This window comes from Kluyvera sp. Awk 3, assembly GCF_028069715.1.
Classification (GTDB): domain Bacteria; phylum Pseudomonadota; class Gammaproteobacteria; order Enterobacterales; family Enterobacteriaceae; genus Kluyvera; species Kluyvera georgiana_A.
In genome coordinates this window covers 1-20,678 of record NZ_JANEWH010000045.1, presented here as the reverse complement: position 1 = coordinate 20,678, position 20,678 = coordinate 1, and the positions used below count along the sequence as shown (strand labels likewise).

Annotated in this window: 23 protein-coding genes and 1 pseudogene; 7 read left to right on the top strand and 17 right to left on the bottom strand. The window is 55.2% G+C overall.

Annotation, left to right across the window (positions count from 1 at the left end):
- The first annotated feature begins 1 nt into the window (after position 1).
- A complete protein-coding gene (locus tag NNN71_RS11480; protein ID WP_271458528.1) occupies positions 2-1,309 on the top strand; it encodes an L-cysteine desulfidase family protein in 1,308 nt (435 codons plus the stop codon).
- Positions 1,310-1,341: 32 nt separating this feature from the next.
- On the opposite strand, the gene NNN71_RS11475 is transcribed toward NNN71_RS11480, so the two are convergent.
- Positions 1,342-1,503, bottom strand: coding sequence for a hypothetical protein (locus NNN71_RS11475; RefSeq protein ID WP_163447838.1), 162 nt, complete (start codon positions 1,501-1,503; stop codon positions 1,342-1,344).
- A 24-nt stretch (positions 1,504-1,527) separates the two neighbouring features.
- Complete coding sequence (locus NNN71_RS11470) at positions 1,528-2,229, bottom strand: pirin family protein (RefSeq protein ID WP_163447839.1); 702 nt, start codon at positions 2,227-2,229, stop codon at positions 1,528-1,530.
- A 104-nt stretch (positions 2,230-2,333) separates the two neighbouring features.
- Between NNN71_RS11470 and NNN71_RS11465 the strand changes: the two genes are divergently transcribed.
- A complete protein-coding gene (locus tag NNN71_RS11465) occupies positions 2,334-3,230 on the top strand; it encodes a LysR family transcriptional regulator (protein ID WP_065356113.1) in 897 nt (298 codons plus the stop codon).
- A gap of 111 nt (positions 3,231-3,341) precedes the next feature.
- On the opposite strand, the gene NNN71_RS11460 is transcribed toward NNN71_RS11465, so the two are convergent.
- The 11 genes from NNN71_RS11460 to NNN71_RS11410 all read right to left on the bottom strand — a co-directional run bounded on the left by NNN71_RS11460 (position 3,342) and on the right by NNN71_RS11410 (position 10,696).
- Positions 3,342-3,707 carry a DUF805 domain-containing protein gene (locus NNN71_RS11460; RefSeq protein ID WP_064542103.1) on the bottom strand — a complete coding sequence of 122 codons (366 nt, stop codon included), beginning with the start codon at positions 3,705-3,707 and terminating at the stop codon, positions 3,342-3,344.
- A 129-nt stretch (positions 3,708-3,836) separates the two neighbouring features.
- Complete coding sequence (locus NNN71_RS11455) at positions 3,837-4,823, bottom strand: glutathione S-transferase family protein (RefSeq protein ID WP_163447885.1); 987 nt, start codon at positions 4,821-4,823, stop codon at positions 3,837-3,839.
- 69 nt (positions 4,824-4,892) lie between these two features.
- Positions 4,893-5,285: a DoxX family protein gene (locus tag NNN71_RS11450; RefSeq protein WP_064542109.1), complete on the bottom strand. Its 393-nt coding sequence runs from the start codon at positions 5,283-5,285 to the stop codon at positions 4,893-4,895.
- A 311-nt stretch (positions 5,286-5,596) separates the two neighbouring features.
- Positions 5,597-5,887, bottom strand: coding sequence for a YqjK-like family protein (locus tag NNN71_RS11445; RefSeq protein WP_064542524.1), 291 nt, complete (start codon positions 5,885-5,887; stop codon positions 5,597-5,599).
- Positions 5,887-6,285: a phage holin family protein gene (locus tag NNN71_RS11440; protein WP_163447840.1), complete on the bottom strand. Its 399-nt coding sequence runs from the start codon at positions 6,283-6,285 to the stop codon at positions 5,887-5,889. Before NNN71_RS11440 ends, NNN71_RS11445 begins: the two co-directional genes overlap by 1 nt.
- Before the next feature lie 2 nt (positions 6,286-6,287).
- On the bottom strand, positions 6,288-6,593 hold the full coding sequence (locus NNN71_RS11435) for a DUF883 family protein (protein WP_064542116.1): 306 nt from the start codon (positions 6,591-6,593) through the stop codon (positions 6,288-6,290).
- A gap of 29 nt (positions 6,594-6,622) precedes the next feature.
- Positions 6,623-6,991, bottom strand: a complete 369-nt coding sequence (locus NNN71_RS11430; RefSeq protein ID WP_167574981.1) for a DUF1090 domain-containing protein — start codon at positions 6,989-6,991, stop codon at positions 6,623-6,625.
- A 145-nt stretch (positions 6,992-7,136) separates the two neighbouring features.
- Entirely contained in the window at positions 7,137-7,517 is a 381-nt protein-coding gene (mzrA, locus tag NNN71_RS11425) for an EnvZ/OmpR regulon moderator MzrA (RefSeq protein WP_167574982.1), read from the bottom strand.
- Between the two features lie 2 nt (positions 7,518-7,519).
- Positions 7,520-8,182 (bottom strand): DedA family general envelope maintenance protein YqjA, encoded by a 663-nt coding sequence (gene yqjA, locus NNN71_RS11420; RefSeq protein WP_064542121.1) that lies wholly within the window; start codon positions 8,180-8,182, stop codon positions 7,520-7,522.
- A gap of 303 nt (positions 8,183-8,485) precedes the next feature.
- Positions 8,486-9,262: a transcriptional regulator ExuR gene (gene exuR / locus NNN71_RS11415; RefSeq protein ID WP_163447842.1), complete on the bottom strand. Its 777-nt coding sequence runs from the start codon at positions 9,260-9,262 to the stop codon at positions 8,486-8,488.
- Positions 9,263-9,391: 129 nt separating this feature from the next.
- Entirely contained in the window at positions 9,392-10,696 is a 1,305-nt protein-coding gene (locus NNN71_RS11410) for an MFS transporter (protein WP_064542128.1), read from the bottom strand.
- 475 nt (positions 10,697-11,171) lie between these two features.
- Here NNN71_RS11410 and uxaC point away from each other — a divergent pair, with 475 nt between their 5' ends.
- The 3 genes from uxaC (at position 11,172) to NNN71_RS11395 (ending at position 14,724) form a co-directional block, all read left to right on the top strand.
- Positions 11,172-12,584 (top strand): glucuronate isomerase, encoded by a 1,413-nt coding sequence (gene uxaC / locus NNN71_RS11405; RefSeq protein WP_271458527.1) that lies wholly within the window; start codon positions 11,172-11,174, stop codon positions 12,582-12,584.
- A 15-nt stretch (positions 12,585-12,599) separates the two neighbouring features.
- The gene (locus tag NNN71_RS11400; RefSeq protein ID WP_271458526.1) at positions 12,600-14,087 is read left to right on the top strand and encodes a UxaA family hydrolase; all 1,488 of its coding nucleotides are present in this window, start codon (positions 12,600-12,602) and stop codon (positions 14,085-14,087) included.
- A gap of 85 nt (positions 14,088-14,172) precedes the next feature.
- Positions 14,173-14,724, top strand: coding sequence for a YgjV family protein (locus NNN71_RS11395; protein WP_271458525.1), 552 nt, complete (start codon positions 14,173-14,175; stop codon positions 14,722-14,724).
- A gap of 19 nt (positions 14,725-14,743) precedes the next feature.
- Here the strand turns inward: NNN71_RS11395 and sstT are convergent, their stop codons facing one another.
- The 4 genes from sstT to NNN71_RS11375 form a co-directional block, all read right to left on the bottom strand.
- Positions 14,744-15,991 carry a serine/threonine transporter SstT gene (gene sstT / locus NNN71_RS11390; RefSeq protein ID WP_411908118.1) on the bottom strand — a complete coding sequence of 416 codons (1,248 nt, stop codon included), beginning with the start codon at positions 15,989-15,991 and terminating at the stop codon, positions 14,744-14,746.
- A gap of 282 nt (positions 15,992-16,273) precedes the next feature.
- A complete protein-coding gene (locus NNN71_RS11385; RefSeq protein ID WP_271458524.1) occupies positions 16,274-17,242 on the bottom strand; it encodes a TerC family protein in 969 nt (322 codons plus the stop codon).
- A gap of 268 nt (positions 17,243-17,510) precedes the next feature.
- Entirely contained in the window at positions 17,511-18,488 is a 978-nt protein-coding gene (locus tag NNN71_RS11380) for a Gfo/Idh/MocA family protein (protein ID WP_163447848.1), read from the bottom strand.
- 72 nt (positions 18,489-18,560) lie between these two features.
- Positions 18,561-19,061, bottom strand: a complete 501-nt coding sequence (locus tag NNN71_RS11375; protein WP_064542149.1) for a M48 metallopeptidase family protein — start codon at positions 19,059-19,061, stop codon at positions 18,561-18,563.
- Positions 19,062-19,144: 83 nt separating this feature from the next.
- Between NNN71_RS11375 and rlmG the strand changes: the two genes are divergently transcribed.
- Both rlmG and NNN71_RS11365 read left to right on the top strand, forming a co-directional pair.
- Complete coding sequence (gene rlmG, locus NNN71_RS11370) at positions 19,145-20,281, top strand: 23S rRNA (guanine(1835)-N(2))-methyltransferase RlmG (RefSeq protein ID WP_271458523.1); 1,137 nt, start codon at positions 19,145-19,147, stop codon at positions 20,279-20,281.
- 226 nt (positions 20,282-20,507) lie between these two features.
- Positions 20,508-20,678, top strand: a pseudogene (locus NNN71_RS11365) (type II toxin-antitoxin system toxin HigB); the annotation flags it as partial.

Sequence of the window (20,678 nt, the reverse complement as noted above, 5' to 3'; positions counted from 1 at the left end):
GATGGTTGAAGTAACGATGAATCCGCTGTGGGATACCCTGATTCAAGCGGTTAAACAAAATGTGAAGCCTGCGATGGGCTGTACCGAGCCGGTGTCGCTGGCTCTGGCCAGCGCGATTGCCGCCTCGCATCTGGCGGGAAGGGTGACTCATATTGACGCCAAAGTCTCTCCCAACCTGATGAAAAACGGCATGGGCGTTACCGTGCCGGGGACCGGCATGGTGGGGTTACCGATTGCCGCGGCGGTAGGCGCGTTAGGCGGCGATCCGCAGGCGGGGCTGGAGGTATTAAAAAGCGCCTCGGTTGAGGCCATCGCGGCCGGGAAAACGCTGCTGGCGAGCGGTAGGGTGTCGGTCTCGATTCAGGAACCGTGCGAGGATGTGTTGTATGCCAGCGCCACGGTGTATACCGACGCGGAGTCGGCCACGGTGACGATTGCAGGCGGTCATACCCGAGTGGTACGGATCGTGAAAAACGGCGTCACGCTGCTGGATGCCAGCGGCTGCGCCAGCGCCGGGGAAGAGCAATCCACCTCGTCGCTGGCGGAGGTCACGCTGGCGCAGGTGGTTGAGTTTGCTGAGCAGGTCCCGTTTGAAAATATCAGTTTTATTCTCGACGCGGCGCTGCTCAATAGCGCGCTCTCTCACGAAGGGCTGCGTGCGCAGTATGGCCTGCATATTGGCGCGACGCTCCAGCGTCAGCGTGAACGCGGTCTGTTGGCCAAGGATCTGCTGTCCGACATTATGATCCGCACCTCGGCCGCATCTGACGCGCGTATGGGCGGAGCCTGCCTGCCGGCCATGAGCAATTCAGGTTCTGGTAATCAGGGCATTGCCGCCACCATGCCGGTGGTGGTGGTCGCTGAACATTTGGGCTGTTCGCAGGAAAAAATGGCGCGCGGGTTGATTCTCTCGCACCTGACGGCCATCTACATCCACCATCAGCTGCCGATGTTGTCCGCGCTCTGCGCCGCCACGACGGCATCGATGGGCGCGGCCGCGGGGATTTGCTGGCTGATTGACGGCAGCTATCGCACTATTTCAATGGCGATCAGCAGCATGATTGGCGATGTCAGCGGGATTATCTGCGATGGTGCGTCAAACAGCTGTGCGATGAAGGTATCGACCAGCGTATCGTCGGCGTGGAAAGCGGTGCTGATGGCGCTGGATGAAACCGCGGTCACCGGCAATGAGGGGATTGTGGCGCACGACGTCGAGCAGTCGATATCCAACCTCTGCGCGCTGGCCTGTCAGTCGATGCAGCAAACCGATCGGCAGGTGATTCAAATTATGGCCAGCAAGCTGAACTAGCCGTTTGCCCCGGTGCAGGCCGGGGCGTTTTCTCAGGCCGCTCGCTCTTCTGCCTGGCGGTTTTCCGCCTCGGCGACGATGGCTTCTAACTCGCTCAGCATCTCTTCAACGCCAAACTCTTTTGGCGCGCTAACCGGTTGAGACATGACGACGGCTTTCACCGTTTGCTGCTTTTTATGGTTTCGCTTACTCATTTGACTTCCGCTATCCTGAAAAAACTACACCGGTAAATCTATCAGCAAAGCGCGCAGAGGGGTATCGGCAACAAGTGTGATATTCGCTTCATCCCGAATAAAGGCGCCATCGCCACAGGTTAACGCCTGTTTCTCCGCGTCATGCGCCAGTGCGTGAACCGTACCGTGAATCGACTGCAGATAGGCGCGCGGCCCATGTAGTTGCAGATTCACCTGCTCGCCTTTTGCCAGTTCGATATGGTGTAGCCACACCTGCTGACGCAGCTGTAAGCTGTGCTGACTGCCGTCAGGAGAGGCTAACAGCTGGTGCGTCGCCTCTTTTAACTTCAGTTTCTGCACCCGCGCGTTTTCACGTTCCGGGCAGGCGTCCAGCCAGATTTGCATCCGGGTCAACGACTTATCTTTACTCAGATTATGTTCGCTATAGCTCACGCCGGGCTGGGTGGCGATCAGCAGCGCCTCACCGGCTTTGGCCTGAATATGGTGGCCTTCGTTGTCGCGGTATTCGGCTTCGCCTTCCAGAATCAGGTTCAGAATATCGACCTTCGGATAGGTGCGTGGCTGGAAGGCCGCGCCGGGGGCGAGCACTTCCTGATTCAGCACGCGCAAAGAGGCATAGCCCAGCAGTTTCGGATCGAAGTAGTGCCCAAAAGAGAAGGTATAGCGGGCCTGTAGCCAACCGAAGTCTGCTTGTCCGCACTGTTTCGCTGTTCTTGTGGTAATCATCTTCTTGACCCTCCTTTACACTAAATCAATGGTAAAGGTATGGACGCTGCATTGTTAGCCAGATATTCTGCCCGGTATGTTCAAATTTCCTGAATGAGCACGCCATGGCTAAAGAAAGAGCACTGACGCTGGAAGCACTACGAGTAATGGACGCCATCGACCGGCGTGGCAGCTTTGCTGCCGCGGCAGACGAGCTGGGCCGCGTGCCTTCGGCATTAAGCTACACCATGCAAAAGCTGGAAGAAGAGCTGGACGTGGTGTTATTTGACCGCTCAGGTCATCGAACAAAATTCACCAACGTTGGGCGCATGTTGCTGGAACGCGGCCGCGTGCTGCTGGAAGCGGCGGATAAGTTGACCACCGATGCCGAAGCGCTGGCGCGCGGCTGGGAAACGCACCTCACCATTGTGGCTGAAGCGTTGATCCCTACGCCAACCCTGTTCCCGCTGGTGGAGAAACTGGCGACCAAGTCGAACACTCAACTGTCGATAATTACTGAAGTGCTGGCGGGCGCCTGGGAGCGTCTGGAGCAGGGAAGGGCGGATATTGTCATCGCGCCGGATATGCATTTCCGCTCTTCGACGGAGATCAACTCGCGCAAGCTCTATTCGGTGATGAACGTTTACGTTGCGGCGCCGGACCATCCGATTCATCAGGAGGCCGAACCGCTGTCTGAGGTGACGCGCGTGAAGTATCGCGGCGTCGCGATTGCCGATACCGCGCGCGAGCGCCCGGTGCTGACGGTACAGCTGCTGGATAAGCAGCCGCGTCTGACGGTGACCTCGATGGAAGAAAAACGTCAGGCGTTGCTTGCCGGATTGGGCGTGGCGACCATGCCATATCCGCTGGTGGAACAGGATATTGCCGAAGGGCGTTTGCGGGTAGTTAGCCCGGAGTACACCAGCGAGATTGACATCATTATGGCCTGGCGGCGCGACAGCATGGGCGAAGCGAAGTCCTGGTGCCTGCGTGAGATCCAAAAGCTGCTAACCGCGAAATAGAGTTGTAGGCCGGATAAGACGTTTACGCCGCCATCCGGCGATCGACGCCGAATAGCCCGATGGCGCTGCGCTTATCAGGCCTACAAAACCCCGAATTATGCCTGGCCGGGATCAGGAGAAGCGTTTCGGATCCGGTCCAAAACGGTTGTCGCCAGGCGTCCCGTTCTGACAGTTGAAGATCAGAATGACGATCCAGCCGATCACCGGAATGATCAGCAGTAACAGCCACCACGCCGACCGATCGGTGTCATGCAGACGGCGGAACTGTACTGCCCACCAGGGCAGGAAGACCAGAACACCATAAATGGTGGTGAGGATCCCTTCACCGCCAGCACGCTGCCAGCCAAGCATCTTATCCACCACGCCCAACACCAGCGTGAAAATGACGTTCACCAGCACGAACATCCAATACTCTTTGCGACGGGCGCGGCCGCCAAACCCAATGTAATTACGTAGAACCTTGAGATACCAATCCATTTTTTTGCCTCAGTTGACCATTAATCACTTGTTTTTAAAGCGATCAAGCTAAGGATAGACGTGAATGAAAACATGGTAAATATTGATGGCGTGAATTAATTGGGCATCGAGGACCGATGCCCGGTGTGCTTAACGGAAACGCTCGTCACGGCCGTGCGGTTCATCCAGATCCTGCCACGGGCCTACCGAAATAATACCGGTCGGATTGATGGTTTTGTGGCTACGGAAATAGTGGTTGCGAATATGGCCAAAATCCACGGTTTCCGCGATGCCCGGCATCTGATAGATATCGCGCAGGAAGCCGTGCAGGTTCAGATAATCGCTGATGCGGTGTTTGTCGCACTTGAAGTGGGTGACGTACACCGGATCGAAGCGGATAAGCGTGGTCCACAGGCGGATATCAGCTTCAGTGAGCTGGTTGCCTGTCAGGTAGCGCTGCTGGCCGAGGATTTTCTCCAGACGGTCGAGCGAGACAAATACGTTTTCTACGGCTTCGTCATAGGCTGCCTGGCTGGTGGCAAAGCCCGCTTTGTAGACGCCGTTATTCACGGTGTCGTAGATCCAGCCGTTTAACTCGTCGATTTGCTCACGCAGCGCGGGCGGATAATAGTCGCCCGCTTTCGCGCCGAGCGCATCGAACGCCGTATTAAACATGCGGATGATTTCAGCGGATTCATTGCTGACGATGGTCTGGTTTTTCTTGTCCCACAGTACGGGAACGGTCACGCGGCCGGAATAGGTCGGATCGGCATGTTGATAGAGCTGGTACAGAAACTGATGCTGATAGAGCGTATCGCCGGTTGCCGCCGGAAAATCAGCGTCGAAAGTCCAGCCGTTTTCCAGCATCAGCGGGTGAACGACCGAAACGGAGATAAACGGCTCCAGCCCTTTCAGTTTACGCAGAATCAGCGTGCGGTGCGCCCACGGGCAGGCGAGAGAAACGTACAGATGATAGCGATCTTTTTCGGCTGCAAAGCCGCCGCTGCCGGTCGGGCCCGGTTCGCCGTCGGCGGTTAGCCAGTTGCGAAAGGCGGAGACTGAACGCTGGAAACGCCCGCCGGTGGATTTGGTGTCATACCAGGTATCCTGCCAGACGCCGTCGATTAATTGTCCCATCATGTTCTCCTTCAGATAGCAAAAGCGAGGAGATATCTCCTCGCTTTTTGTTCATTCAGTATAGTGCGCTTACCACTTTTTATTCAGTACACGGTCGATGCTGAATGCGCCCGGACCGGTGATACCCAGCAGCAGGTAGCCGCCAGCGATGGTCAGGTTTTTCATAAACATCAGCGAGTTCATGCCTTCAGCAAAGTTGCTGTGGAAGATGAACGCGGTCAGCAGGGTGAAGCCTGCGGTGAACAGCGCGGTGGTACGGGTCAGGAAACCGAACAGAATTGCCAGACCGCCGCCAAACTCAAGCAGGATGGTCAGCGGCAGCAGGAACCCTGGGACGCCCATCGCTTCCATGTACTGCTGTGTACCCGCATACCCGGTGATTTTGCCCCAGCCAGCTGTGATAAACAGAATTGGCATCAGAATACGAGCAACCAGGAAACCGATATCTTCTAATTTTTTCATCTTTCTCTCCAGAGAACCTTGCGGGTAGTTAAACCAATTTATTCAGCATTTACACGTCGATAGCGCGTTGCTGCTGTCGATGGAGAGAAATATAACTGCGACGTATGGCAATTGTTAGCAAGGAAAACTGTTGAACTTCTTCAAAGAATCTGAGCAATGAGGTCTGGCGGTGGAGGCGGTGACGGACAGAGGGGAGCAGGAATGCCTGTCCTGTGACAGCAAACGCTGACAGGATCGAAAGTATGAACAGCAGAAAAAGCCCGTATCTGCGTGCTGTCTACGGGGCTTTATGTTGTGAGAAAGCTGCCGAATCAGCCTGCTTTGCGCAGCAGGCTCTTCGCCATTCGCCAGGTGCTCCAGACGCCAATGCCGCGTCGCGCCCAGCGCACCAGGAAGCGAGGGTGGCGCAGCGACACCACGGCCATGGCGCTGCTGGCGACCATCACCCACGAGCGCAGACTGACGAGACGGCTCCAGCCGCGATCGTAAACCTGTGTGACATCCAGCCAGTCGCGGCGACCTGCGCTGAGATCCAGCCGCTGCTGCTGAATCTGGCGCAGCAGAAACGCTTTGCGCTGTTCCCGTTCCTGACGTGGGCTCATCATGGCTCTTCATCCTCAAGAAGGGCGCGGTCGTTGGCCAGCTCGTGGCGCGTATGTCGCAGTAACGTGGTACGTCGGGCCTTGCGAAGGGTCCAGATGCCGCCAATCAGCGCCAACAGCAGCAGCGTGCCGGTGGTGGCAATCATCACGTGTAAACGATACTGCGGGTCGACCGCCCACATAATCAACACCAGCAGGCTCATCAGGCCGAAAGCGGTAAACAGCAGGGTTAACCCTGCCATTAACAGCAGCTGGATGAGGTTGGCTTTCTCCTCTTCCAGCTCGACGACCACCAGGCGGAGTCGCGTTTCAACCATCTGAACCAGCAAGGTGAGAATGCGCTGACCAATGCCGAGGACGTTTTTCCCGGGACCCTGCGCGTGCTGAGAATCACTCATGCTTAACGGCGCGTCAGCAGTACGCCCAGCACCAGGCCGACAGCGGCGCCAATGCCAACACCGGTCCACGGGTTTTCGCGGACGTAGCCGTCGGCTTTCGCCGCCGCTTCGCGGGTCTGCTTCGCAATGGCATCGCCCGTTTCGCCCAGACGGTCGCGGCTCTCTTTCAGCGCGCTTTCCGCTTTGCTGCGCAGTTTGCTCAACTCTTCTTTGGATTTATCGGTGGAAGCGTTCAGGACTTCTTCCAGAGTATCTGACAGGGCTTTCAGCTCTGCACGTAACTGATCTGAGGTTGAATCTTTAGCCATCGTCTCTCTCCTGTTGGGGTTCCACACACTCAATACGCGCGTGATTCCAGCGCGTTAAGTTCTTTTTTGGCTTCCTGCAGCTTATGCTCGCGTTTAGCCACTTTTTCCGCATCGCCGCTCTGCTTCGCGTCTCGCAGATCCTGCTCGCGCTCGCGAATTTCGTCCTTCTGCTCAGCGATCTTTTCCTGATGATCGGCGCGAAGCTTGCTATCAGTACAGTTGGCTTTCACCTCGCTCAGCGCCTTTTTAAGGCCGTTGATACGGTTCTGATTGTTATGCTTCTCGGCATAACCAATCTCACGCTGAATGTCCTGCTCTTTTTCCTGGCAGAGTGATGTTGCTGCTGCGCTCGCGCTAAGACAAGCGAGAGTAAGCGCAAGTACGATGCGGTATTTCATGTATTCATCTTCCATTTTGCACAGTACATCTGGAATGTACTTTTCCCAGTAGGTGAGTACCGAGACGGCACCCACAATACTAAGCATAGTAAGTAAAAGACTAAATCACCAAAGTAAGTGAAATTATTCAGATTCCTGGAAGTTTTTAGCCAAATCGATGTGAGGTGTCACGCAGTCGTGACAGCCAGCTTTGCGGATCGTTGTCTTCATCCTGTAGAGCGACAACGTAGACGTGCGGTAGGGTGCTATCCAGCACGCGCTTCGCCGCTGCGCTTTGCTCGCTGGATTCAAAGGTAATCAACAGCGAGTCATTCTGCGGGGTAATGCTTTTAAAACGAATGCCGTTGGCATCCAGGTGGTGCGAGATGGAGAAACCATCAGGCATGCTGGCCTGGCTAATCGGGCGAATCGCGAGCGTGGACTCTTCACGCTGCAGCGCGGCCCACATCCAGAGCAGCATGCACAACATCAGCATGATGCTCAGGCTCAATGCAAACCGGCGAAGCTGAATGCGGTTCGACGCCATGATTATCCTCGATTACCGTATTTTTTCTTCCACATCACGATTAACGAACCGCACAGTCCAAAGACCAGCAGCACTACCGGTAGCAGCATCAGGCAGGACATCAGCGCGTCTTCATATTTCTGGAAGACAGGCGTTTTACCGAGCAGGAAACCCAGCGAGACCAGAATCAAAACCCACAGCAGGCCGCTCATCCAGTTAAAGAACTGGAAGCGCGCGTTGTTGAGCCCGGACAACCCGGCGATGGTCGGCAGCAGGGTGCGGACAAAAGCGATAAAGCGGCCAACCAGCAGGGCAGACAGACCATGCTTATGGAACAGATGGTGCGCGCGCTGGTGATAATGGGCGGGAAGATGCGATAGCCAGTTCTGGACGATACGCGTATTGCCCAGCCAGTTGCCCTGGATATAGCCAATCCAGCTGCCGAGGCTGGCGGCGACCGTCAGGAGAAATATCGTTTGCGGGAAGCCCATCGCGCCTTTGGCAATGAGTACGCCAACCAGCACCAGCAGGCTATCGCCCGGCAGGAAGGCGGCAGGCAGCAGCCCGTTTTCCAGAAACAGGATCATAAACAAGACAAAATAGAGCATGCCGATCATCGAGGGATTTGCGAGCGTCTCGAAATCCTGGCTCCATAAGGCATTTAACAGTTGGGTTAGTAGTTCCATTCATGATTCCTGGTACATCGATTAACGTAATGCCTGAACGCGCTGCGACGTCTTCTCTGTTTCTATTTTAATAGCATCGCGGTAAATACGCGCTGAACAGTCCCTGTTTTGGCGAAATAATCTTTTACTCAATGTCGAAACGACAAAATGCACGCAATTGTAACAAACGGCGTGGTTTCACGTCATAGAAATTGCAATTTGTTGCAGATTGATTTTGCGGTTTCGTGCGGAGAGAGGCTAGGGGATTTACAAAGGCTTACCCACACAGAAAGTCAGGCAAGCCTTGTCGAAAAAAAGAACGATTTATTTACCGCCGATGGCGACGGTATCGAGGTGAACGACCGGGTTTTCGGCGAACAGGTAACGGTCGGCGTTGAACTCGAAATCATCGCTGGTTTCGTTGAACAGCATCAGCTTGGTGTTTTCCAGATGCTGCCACATGGCAATCTTCGCCGCGTGCGGATCTTTGCGAATGAGCGCCTTGAGGATTTGGTCGTGATCGTCGCACCAGTTATCGACGGTTCGGGCGTCGATATGGTCGTGGAGCTTCTTCCAGTACGGGTTATGCACACGCTGGGTCCACATTTTTTCAACGATCGCGGCCAGCGCGGTGTTCTGCGTCGCCAGGGCGACCTGCACGTGGAACTGGAGATCCCACTCGGAGTCGCGGAAGCATTTCTCTTTGCGCGCTTTTTCCTGGATCTCCATCAGCTTCATGATGTCCTGCTTGGTGACTTGGGTGGCGGCAAATTCAGCGATGTTGCTCTCAATGAGCTGGCGCGCTTGCAGCAGCTCGAACGGCCCGTAGTTAGCGAACTCCAGGTTTTCGTCCGGCGCCTGATGATGCTTCGGCTGATTGGAGATAACGTGGATGCCGGAGCCTTTGCGAACTTCAACGTACCCTTCAACTTCGAGCATAATGATGGCTTCGCGCACCACGGTGCGGCTGACGCTTTTTTCATCGGCAATAAAGCGCTCAGCAGGCAGTTTATCGCCCACAAGGTAAACGCCTTGCTCAATGCGTTCTTTCAGCTCAGCGGCAAGTTGCTGATATAAGCGACGTGCGTCGGCGATTTCCATATACTCTCCAGGCAGGGTACGGCAGATTGAATTTGTTATACCACTTTTGCGAGCCACTCACCACAATTTGGCATGAAAAAAGCCGCCTGGATCAAGGCGGCTTGAGCGAAAACAAACTTCGGTCGCAGATTAGTTTTGCGTGGCCTGCTGGGCCGGACGATTCTGGCCGGATTGGCCATCGTCAGCCTGCTTGTTCTGCAGGACGGTCCAGATAACCAGCGCGCCTAACAGGTCAAAGATTGCCAGTACGGCGAACAGCGGGCTGAAGCCGATGGTATCAGCCAGCGCACCCACCACCAGGGCAAACATGGTGCTTGCCATCCACGCCGCCATACCGGTCAGACCGTTCGCGGTCGCCACTTCGTTACGACCGAAGACGTCAGAAGAGAGCGTAATCAGCGCGCCGGACAGGGACTGGTGAGCGAAGCCGCCGAGGCACAGCAGAGCAATCGCAATATATGGGCTGGTGAACAGGCCGATCATGCCAGGGCCAATCATCAGCAGTGCGCCCATGGTAACCACCATTTTACGGGACACAATCAGGTTCACGCCGAACCAGCGTTGGAACAGCGGCGGCAGGTAACCACCGATAACGCAGCCGAGGTCAGCAAACAGCATCGGCATCCACGCAAACATGGCGATTTCTTTCAGGTCGAAGCCGTACACTTTAAACATGAACAGCGGGATCCAGGCGTTGAAGGTACCCCATGCTGGTTCAGCCAGGAAACGCGGCAGGGCGATACCCCAGAAACGACGGGTCTGAATGATCTGCCACGGAGACATTTTCTTCGCGTTGTTGGTCTGGTGTGCCGCTTCCTGACCGCCAATGATGTACTCGCGCTCTTCATCAGTTAATTTTTTCTGATCGCGCGGGTGTTTGTAGAACACCAGCCAGCACATGGCCCAGATGAAGCTCAGCGCACCGGAGATGATGAACGCCATCTGCCAGCTGTGCATCACGATAGCCCATACCACCAGCGGCGGAGCAATCATGCCGCCGATAGAAGAACCGACGTTGAAATAGCCTACTGCGATAGAGCGCTCTTTCGCCGGGAACCACTCAGAGCTGGCCTTCAGGCCCGCAGGAATCATGGCTGCTTCTGCGGCACCGACCGCACCACGCGCCACGGCCAGACCGCCCCAGCTACCTGCCAGCGCGGTTGCGCCACAGAAGATAGCCCATGCGACGGCGAAGAAGGCGTAACCGATTTTGGTACCCAGGATATCCAGAACATAGCCGGCAACCGGCTGCATCACGGTGTAAGCTGCGGAGTAAGCAGCGATGATGTATGAATATTGTTGTGTGGAAATGTGCAGCTCAGCCATCAGCGTTGGCGCGGCTGCCGCCACGGTATTACGTGTCAGGTAACCCAGCACGGTGCCCATCGTCACCAGTGCAATCATGTACCAACGTAATCCTTTAATTTTACGCATGTAAACCTCATCGTGTTGTTATAAATGCGAGTCCTGCAGCCATCTTCCCGTTATGCCGGGGGATGTCATTCTCGAAGGGCTTACCGTGGAAGTGCTCCCCGGTACGGCCCGAACTTGCCAGTAAGTACGTGTGCTGAATTCGGTATCCGTACCGCTCAATCAGGTGTCAGTATCGACCATCGCAAATACATTCCGTCGTTCAATGTGTTTCGACGGGGGGCAAGATAACTTGTCATACAACTTTAAAAGGTGAATACCGTCACAAAAGAGGTATTTTCCATAGAGTTTAAGGGGTAGATAGGCCAGGCCAGGCGTGGCGCGGCTTGCAGGGGCGTTTTCGCGATTTTTCTGTCATTTTTTGTCAAGGTTTATTGATCTAACTCACGAAAAAATCTTCGGTTCGGCGAAATTGGTGTGATAACTTTGTCGGCATTACAGATAAACATCTGACCCACTCGTTGAGAGGAAGACGATAATGACCCCGTTTATGACTGAAGATTTCCTGTTAGACACCGAATTTGCTCGCCGTTTGTACCACGACTACGCAAAAGACCAGCCGATTTTCGACTATCATTGCCACCTGCCGCCGCAGCAGGTTGCGGAAGATTACCGTTTTAAAAACCTGTATGACATCTGGCTGAAAGGCGACCACTACAAGTGGCGCGCGATGCGTACCAACGGTGTCGCGGAACGCCTGTGTACCGGCGACGCGTCCGATCGCGAGAAGTTTGACGCGTGGGCGGCGACCGTACCGCACACTATCGGGAACCCGTTATACCACTGGACCCACCTGGAACTGCGTCGCCCGTTCGGTATCACAGGGAAACTGCTGTCTCCGACTACCGCCGATGAAATCTGGGATCAGTGCAATGAGCTGCTGGCGCAGGATAAATTCTCCGCGCGCGGCATCATGAAGCAGATGAATGTGAAAATGGCCGGCACCACCGATGATCCGATCGATTCTCTCGAACATCACGCCACCATTGCAAAAGACGGTTCTTTCGACGTGAAGGTACTGCCGAGCTGGCGCCCGGATAAAGCCTTCAACATTGAGCAGGCCACTTTCGCTGACTATATGGCTAAACTGGGCGAAGTGTCTGACACTGAAATCCGTCGTTTCGCCGACCTGCAAACCGCGCTGACCAAGCGTCTGGATCACTTCGCCGCGCACGGCTGTAAAGTGTCCGACCACGCGCTGGACGTTGTCCTGTTTGCGGAATCCAACGAAACGGAGCTGGACAGCATCCTGGCGCGTCGCCTGGCGGGTGAAACCCTCAGCGAGCACGAAGTTGCGCAGTTCAAAACCGCCGTGCTGGTGTTCCTCGGCGCTGAATACGCACGTCGCGAATGGGTACAGCAGTACCACATCGGCGCGCTGCGTAATAACAACCTGCGTCAGTTCAAACTGCTGGGCGCGGATGTCGGCTTCGACTCCATCAACGACCGTCCGATGGCGGAAGAGCTCTCCAAACTGCTGAGCAAGCAGAACGAACAGAATCTGCTGCCGAAAACCATCCTGTACTGCCTGAACCCGCGCGATAACGAAGTGTTGGGCACCATGATCGGTAACTTCCAGGGCGAAGGTATGCCGGGCAAGATGCAGTTCGGTTCCGGCTGGTGGTTCAACGATCAGAAAGACGGCATGGAACGTCAGATGACTCAGCTGGCACAGCTGGGCCTGCTGAGCCGCTTCGTCGGTATGCTGACCGACAGCCGTAGCTTCCTGTCTTACACCCGTCACGAATACTTCCGCCGTATTCTGTGCCAGATGATTGGCCGTTGGGTTGCCGCGGGCGAAGCGCCTGCCGACATCCAGCTGCTGGGTGAGATGGTGAAAAATATTTGCTTTAACAATGCGCGTGACTACTTCGGCATTGAACTGAACTAAGGTCTGGGTGAAGGTATGCAATACATCAAGATCCATGCGCTGGATAACGTCGCGGTAGCGCTCGCTGATTTGGCTGAAGGAACCGAAGTCACCGTTGATGGGCAGACAGTAACCCTGTGCCAGGCGGTCTCTCGTGGCCATAAATTCGCTTTACGCGATATCGCGAAAGGTGAAAACGTCATTAAATACGGTTTGCCAATCGGTCATACGCTGGTGGACGTGGCGGCGGGTGAGCATATTCACGCTCACAACACGCGCACGAATCTGAGCGACCTGGACACGTATAGCTACCACCCTGATTTCCAGGCGGAAGTTGCCCAAGCGGCCGATCGCGACGTGCAGATTTACCGCCGCGCGAACGGTGATGTAGGGGTGCGTAACGAACTGTGGATCCTGCCGACAGTTGGCTGCGTCAACGCGATGGCACGCCAGATGCAGAATCGTTTTCTGAAAGAGACGAATGACGCCGAAGGTATCGACGGCGTGCATCTCTTCAGCCACACATACGGCTGCTCACAGCTGGGTGATGACCACATCAACACCCGCACCATGCTGCAAAACATGGTGCGCCATCCGAATGCGGGTGCCGTGCTGGTGGTGGGCCTGGGCTGCGAAAACAACCAGGTTGATGCGTTCCGCGAAACCCTTGGCGAGTTCGATCCTGAACGCGTTCACTTTATGGTCTGCCAACACCAGGAAGACGAAGTGGAAGCGGGGATCGAACATCTCCATCAGCTGTACAACGTGATGCGTAACGACAAACGTGAGCCGGGCAAACTGAGCGAGCTGAAGTTTGGTCTGGAGTGCGGCGGGTCCGATGGCCTGTCCGGCATTACCGCCAACCCGATGCTGGGACGTTTCTCCGACTACGTGATTGCCAATGGCGGTACCACGGTACTGACCGAAGTGCCGGAAATGTTTGGCGCAGAGCAATTGCTGATGGATCACTGCCGCGATGAAGAAACGTTCGGCAAGCTGGTGACCATGGTCAATGACTTCAAGCAGTACTTCATTGCCCACGACCAGCCGATCTACGAGAACCCATCGCCGGGCAACAAAGCGGGCGGTATTACCACGCTGGAAGACAAATCACTCGGCTGTACTCAGAAAGCGGGTTCCAGCAAGGTGGTTGATGTTCTGCGTTACGGCGAACGCCTGAAAACGCCGGGTCTGAACCTGCTGAGCGCGCCGGGTAACGACGCGGTGGCGACCAGTGCCTTAGCGGGCGCGGGCTGTCATATGGTGCTGTTCAGTACCGGTCGCGGTACGCCTTACGGTGGTTTTGTGCCGACGGTGAAAATTGCCACTAACAGCGAACTGGCGGAGAAGAAGAAACACTGGATCGACTTCAACGCGGGCCAACTGATTCACGGTAAAGCGATGCCGCAACTGCTGGAAGAGTTTGTTGATGTCATCGTCGACTTCGCTAACGGCAAGCAGACCTGCAACGAGCGTAATGACTTCCGCGAACTGGCTATCTTTAAGAGCGGCGTCACGTTGTAATAAAAATGTGATCTGATACGATAAAACGGCGTTTCATCTTCTGAAGCGCCGTTTTTTTATGCATGCTTAACAGGGATCCCCTTCCATGACTGCGTATTGGCTTGCCCAGGGCGTGGGCGTTCTGGCGTTTTTAATCGGTATCACCACCTTTATCAACCGCGACGAACGACGCTTCAAGTTTCAGCTTTCACTCTACAGCGCCACTATCGGCGTGCACTTCTTTCTGATGGGCGCGTTTCCCGCGGGGATGAGCGCTGAACTCAACGTCATCCGTACCCTCATTTCGGTCTATACGCGCCGTATTTGGGTGATGTTTGTGTTTATCGCGCTGACCCTTATCCTCGGCCTCAGCAAATTGCAGCATGCGATGGAGCTGCTGCCGATTGCCGGGACCGTCGCCAGTACCTGGGCGCTGTTTCGCTGTAAAGGGCTGACGGTACGCTGCGTGATGTGGTGTTCAACCGCCTGCTGGGTGATTCACAACTTCTGGCTTGGCTCGATTGGCGGCACGTTGATTGAGGGGAGTTTTCTGGTGATGAACGGCCTGAATATCATTCGTTTCTGGCGCATGCAGCGTAAAGGTATCGACCCGTTCAAGGTGGAAAAGAAAGTACAGGAAGAAAAACCCTCCACCTGACGGCGGAGGGGAGATGGGATTAGCTACGGAGCGCGTTTTTCTCCAGGCGAGCATCTTCTGCCTGGCAGGCTGCCGCGGTGAACAGAACGTCGGTCGACGAGTTCAGCGCGGTTTCGCATGAATCCTGCAATACGCCGATAATAAAGCCCACGGCCACGACCTGCATGGCGACATCGTTAGGGATACCGAACATGTTGCAGGCCAGTGGGATCAGCAGCAGTGAGCCGCCCGCCACGCCGGAAGCCCCGCAGGCACACAGAGAAGCCACCACGCTTAACAACAGTGCGGTCGGTAAATCGACCGGAATACCCAGCGTGTTGACCGCCGCCAGCGTCAGCACGGTGATGGTGATCGCCGCACCGGCCATGTTGATGGTCGCCCCCAGCGGAATAGAGACCGAGTAGGTATCTTTGTCCAGATTCAGCTTTTCACACAGCGCCATGTTCACCGGAATGTTGGCCGCTGAACTGCGGGTGAAGAAGGCGTAGACGCCGCTTTCGCGCAGACAGGCCATCACCAGCGGGTACGGGTTACGGCGAATTTTCCAGTACACCAGCAGCGGGTTGATCACCAGCGCCACCAGCAGCATACAGCCAATCAACACCAGCAACAGCTGCGCATAGCCCCACAGGGTGCTAAAGCCGGTGGTCGCCAGCGTGGAAGAGACCAGACCGAAGATACCCAGCGGCGCGAAGCGGATCACCAGTTTCACCATAAAGGTCACGGCATTAGAGATGTCGTTGATCAGATTCTTAGTGGTCTCATTGCCGTGGCGTAGCGCAAAGCCCAGGCCAACCGCCCACACCAGAATACCGATGTAGTTGGCGTTCAGCAGCGCATTCACCGGGTTGGAAACCATGCTCATCAGAAGGCCGCGCAGCACCTCGACGATACCGGAAGGTGGCGCAATGTCTTCTGCCGCCGCGCTTAAATGCAGGGTGGACGGGAACAGGAAGCTAAACAGCACGGCGGTTAATGCCGCGGCAAATGTGCCCAGCAGATAGAGGAACAGGATGGGGCGAATATTGGTTTTTTGGCCCTGTTGATGGTTGGCGATGGAGGCCATCACCAGCATTAAGACCAGTACCGGCGCGACGGCCTTCAGTGCGCCAACGAACAGCGTGCCAAGCAGGCCAGCGGCAATGGCGGCCGGTTTGGAGACTACGGCCAGGATAATACCCAGGATCAGCCCAACCAGGATCTGTTTCACCAGACTTCCCTGAGTCAGAATACGGAGAAAACCGGATGATGCGGAAGGTTTCGTCATCATTGCATTCCTTAAAGTGATGAGTTGTGTCTTTCCAGTGACGTATTATTTGTTACGTTTATGTCTGGATGTAAAAATATGTTTGCTCGATCGAGTATAAGGAAAGTCTTCGTTTGGGGAAGCATAAAATGCTGAAATTTACGCCACGTGTCATATTATTTAACTAATAATTTACAACGTGTGACGACAATCAAAAGATGGAGCGGCCCGGGTAAGGCGTTTACGCCAGCCCCGGGCGGTAAGGGGCGAGTCCCGGCGTTGCTTCCTCGGCCGGGAAAGAATTTACATTTTCTTTTCTTTTAGATCATGACGGTGATTTACCCAGGCGTTGATGAGCAGCGTCAATGTCAGAATCCCACCGACGACGCCCAGCGAGACCGAGATAGGGATATGGTAGAAATCGACGATCAACATCTTAATGCCGATAAACACCAGAATCACCGACAGGCCGTATTTCAGCATCGAGAAGCGCTCCGCCACGCCTGCCAGCAGGAAGTACATCGCGCGCAGGCCGAGGATGGCGAAAAGGTTAGACGTCAGTACGATAAACGGGTCGGTAGTGACCGCAAAGATAGCCGGGATACTGTCGACCGCGAAGATCACATCGCTCAGTTCTACCAGAATCAGCACCAGCAGCAGCGGCGTGGCGAACAGTATGCCATTTTTACGCGTGAAGAAGTGTTCGTTCTCAATCTTGTCAGTCATGCGTAGGTGGCTGCGCAGCCAGCGTACCAGCGGTTTATCGCCGATCCCGCCTTCATCTTCTTTCGCCAGAGCCATCTTGATGCCGGTAAACAGCAGAAACGCGCCGAAAACGTACAGCAGCCATTCAAACTGGGAGATCAGCCAGCTACCGGCGAAGATCATGATGGTACGCAGTACGATCGCGCCCAGAACGCCGTACACCAGCACTCGACGCTGCAACGCGGCAGGCACCGAGAAGTAGCTGAAAAGCATCAGCCAGACGAAGACGTTATCTACCGCCAGCGATTTCTCGATCAGGTAGCCAGTGAGGAACGCCAGCGCCTGAGGGTCGGCCACCGCGCGGCCCTGAGTCTGGACCAGATACCACCAGAACGCGGCGTTAAACAGCAACGACAGGGTGACCCAGACCAGCGACCAGCTTGCCGCCTGCTTCATGGACATGGTGTGAGCGCCGCGACGCCCCTGTAAAAACAGGTCGATGGCCAGCATGATAACCACGACGACAGCGAATCCGCCCCAGAGCAACGGTGTGCCGACAGTATTCATAGAAATTTCCTTACGCATAAAAAAACGGCTAACGTCAGAAGACGATAGCCGTTGCTTTTTATGCATAGACCTCGCCTTCCGGCAAGGTCTCACTTACAACAAAAAAAGAATGCGCTGACGCATTCCTTTTTCGTTGCCCGGCGACCGGATACGTTTTCACGTATCGTAATGACGATCCACCGACAAGGAAGTTACTCCCCTTTGCAGGTAACAAAATATGACAGGCCATTGATTTCGTCAATGGCCGACAATATCCGTTTACGTTGCTTTACGCATCCGCCGGGAAGACGACGCCAGTCTGGCGACGAATCTCGGTCTGAACTTTGGCGGTGATGCGGCTGACTTCCAGCCCCGGGTGGTCAACTTCGTTGTTTTCGACCAGGCGCGCAAACTCCTCGGCTTCATACAGCATAGTATTAATATGCTGCGGCTGACTGAGATCCTGCGCTTTACTGCCGCGCGGCACGAAGGAGACTTTCTGGCATTCGGAGATTTTCTCAATCACCAGCGCGCCCGCTTCTCCCTGAATTTCGCTTGGCAGGGTAGAGTCGCTGACTTTCGAGTGTTGCAGCGTTACGCTGAAGTCACCGTAGTCCAGCATCACAACGCCGTGGGCATCCACGCCGCTCTCCAGCAGGCTGGCTGAAGCCTGAATCTGTTGCGGCTCTCCCCACAGCGCGATGGCGGAGGCCAGGCAGTAAAAACCGATATCCATAATCGAGCCATTGGAGAAGGCCGGGTTAAAGGTATTTGGGTTTTCGCCATCGAGATAGCGCTGGTAGCGCGAGGAGTACTGGCAGTAGTTGATAAACGCCTTACGAATCTGCCCGAGTTTCGGCAGCGCCTGCTGGAGCTGCTGGAAGTTCGGCAGGCTGGCGGTTTTGAACGCTTCGAACAGCACCACCTGATTTTCGCGGGCCGCGGCGATCACCCGCTCGGCTTCGTCAATATTAGAAGCCAGCGGCTTCTCGCAGATGACGTGCTTTTTATGGCGCAAGAACAGCTCGGTTTGCGGCGCGTGCAGCGAGTTTGGGCTGGCAATATACACCGCATCAATAACGTCGCTTTGCGCCATCGCCTCTAACGAGGTAAAGAGGTGCTCAACGGGATAATCATTGGCGAAGCTTTGCGCCTGTTCAAGGCTGCGGGAATAGACGGCGGTCAACTTGTACTTGCCGGTCTCATGGGCGGCATCGACAAACTGGCGGGTGATCCAGTTTGTTCCAATCACAGCGAAACGTATCATAAACGCCTTCAGGCTCCATAAAGGGATTCTGTCGTCAATGTAACACGCCTTTATGACATTGCCAGTGCCCGACTACGCAGTTTCCTTTAACGAAAGGTGCGTCAGCCAAAGGCGGGTATCAAACTCCAGTTGGTGGTACTGCGGCTCCATATGGCAGCACAGCTGGTAGAACGCTTTGTTGTGATCTTTTTCTTTCAGATGCGCCAGCTCATGCACCACGATCATCTTCAGAAAGGGTTCCGGCGCAGTACGGAAAACGGTGGCGACGCGAATTTCCGCTTTGGCTTTCAGCTTGCCGCCCTGTACGCGCGACACCGCGGTGTGTAGCCCCAGCGCGTTTTTCAATACGTGGATCTTGTTGTCGTACATGACTTTATTGATCGGCGGCGCGTTGCGTAGATACTGGCTTTTCAGATCCTGGGTGTACTGCCAGAGCGCTTTATCGGTGGCGAAATCGTGCGCGCCCGGATAGCGTTTTTCCAGCACAGCCCCCAGACGCTGTTCAGCAATCAGCGTGCGCACCTGAGAAAGCAGGTGTTCCGGGTAGCCCTGGAGGTAAGTTAGTTGGTTCATCTTCACCCATGCCAATCATAAAAAGTGTATACTCACGCACCCTTTTCAGGGATAAGCCGAAATTTTACCATTCAGGAGGGCCGATGAGCCACACAGACAACGGTTTCCGTTCACTGACACTTAAACGTTTCCCGGAGACGGACGACGTTAACCCGCTGCTGGCGTGGGAAGCGGCGGATGAATATCTGCTGCAACAGCTGGACGATACCGAAATTAGCGGCCCGGTGCTGATCCTGAATGATACCTTTGGCGCACTGGCCTGTGCGTTGGCTGAGCATACGCCGTACAGCATTGGCGACTCCTATTTAAGCGAGCTGGCGACCCGTGAAAACCTGCGCCACAACGACATTGCCGAGTCGAACGTCAAGTTCCTCGACAGCACCGCGGAATACCCGCAGGCGCCCGGCGTGGTGCTGATTAAGCTGCCGAAAACCATGGCGCTGCTGGAGCAGCAGCTGCGCGCGCTGCGTGAAGTAGTGACGCCAGAAACGCGCATTATCGCCGGGGCGAAAGCGCGCGACATCCACACCTCGACGCTGGAACTGTTCGAGAAGGTTCTGGGCCCAACCACCACCACGCTGGCATGGAAAAAGGCGCGTCTGATTAACGGCACCTTTACCAAACCGGCGCTGGCCGACGCCGCACAAACCCTGAGCTGGAAGCTGGAAGGCACCGACTGGACCATCCACAACCACGCGAACGTCTTCTCCCGTACCGGGCTGGATATCGGCGCGCGCTTCTTTATGCAGTACCTGCCGGAAAACCTGGAAGGGGAGATTGTGGACCTCGGCTGCGGCAACGGCGTACTGGGCATGACCCTGCTGGCGAAAAACCCGCAGGTGAAGGTGGTGTTTGTTGATGAGTCGCCGATGGCAGTGGCCTCCAGCCGTCTGAACGTGGAGACGAACCTGCCGGATGCGCTGGATCGCAGCGAGTTTATGATCAACAACGCGCTCTCCGGCGTCGAGCCATTCCGCTTCAACGCGGTGTTCTGCAACCCGCCGTTCCACCAGAAGCACGCGCTGACCGATAATATCGCCTGGGAGATGTTCCACCACGCCCGCCGCTGCCTGAAGATTAACGGCGAGCTGTATATCGTGGCCAACCGTCACCTCGACTACTTCCACAAACTGAAGAAGATTTTTGGCAACTGCGAGACTATCGCGACGAATAATAAGTTTGTGATTCTGAAAGCGGTGAAGTTAGGTCGTCGTCGTTAATACGGTTAACGGCATAAAATGCCGGATAGTGGCGTAGCCGCTTTATCCGGCATTCTGTTGGAATCGTGCTCCCAAATCATACATTTCCCCCTCTCTAAATAGGCTTCCCCCATTGTGCCTGGTGGTTTTTGACGTAATGTCGTTGCCACTCACTAAGGCAGATAATGTTGCCAAAATGGCAACTCCTGCTATGATATTGCCAATTTGTCAACGGACCTGATGAAGAATGCACCTCATAACACTGAAAGCACTGAAAGATGCGGGGGATAAATTTCCGCAACATAAAACGGAACTCGTGGCTCTGGGAAATGTGTTAGCAAAAGGGTATTTCAGAACGCCCACAGCACTAAAAGCGGTGTTTCCCTCTCTGGATAATTTTAAATATCTGGATAAACAC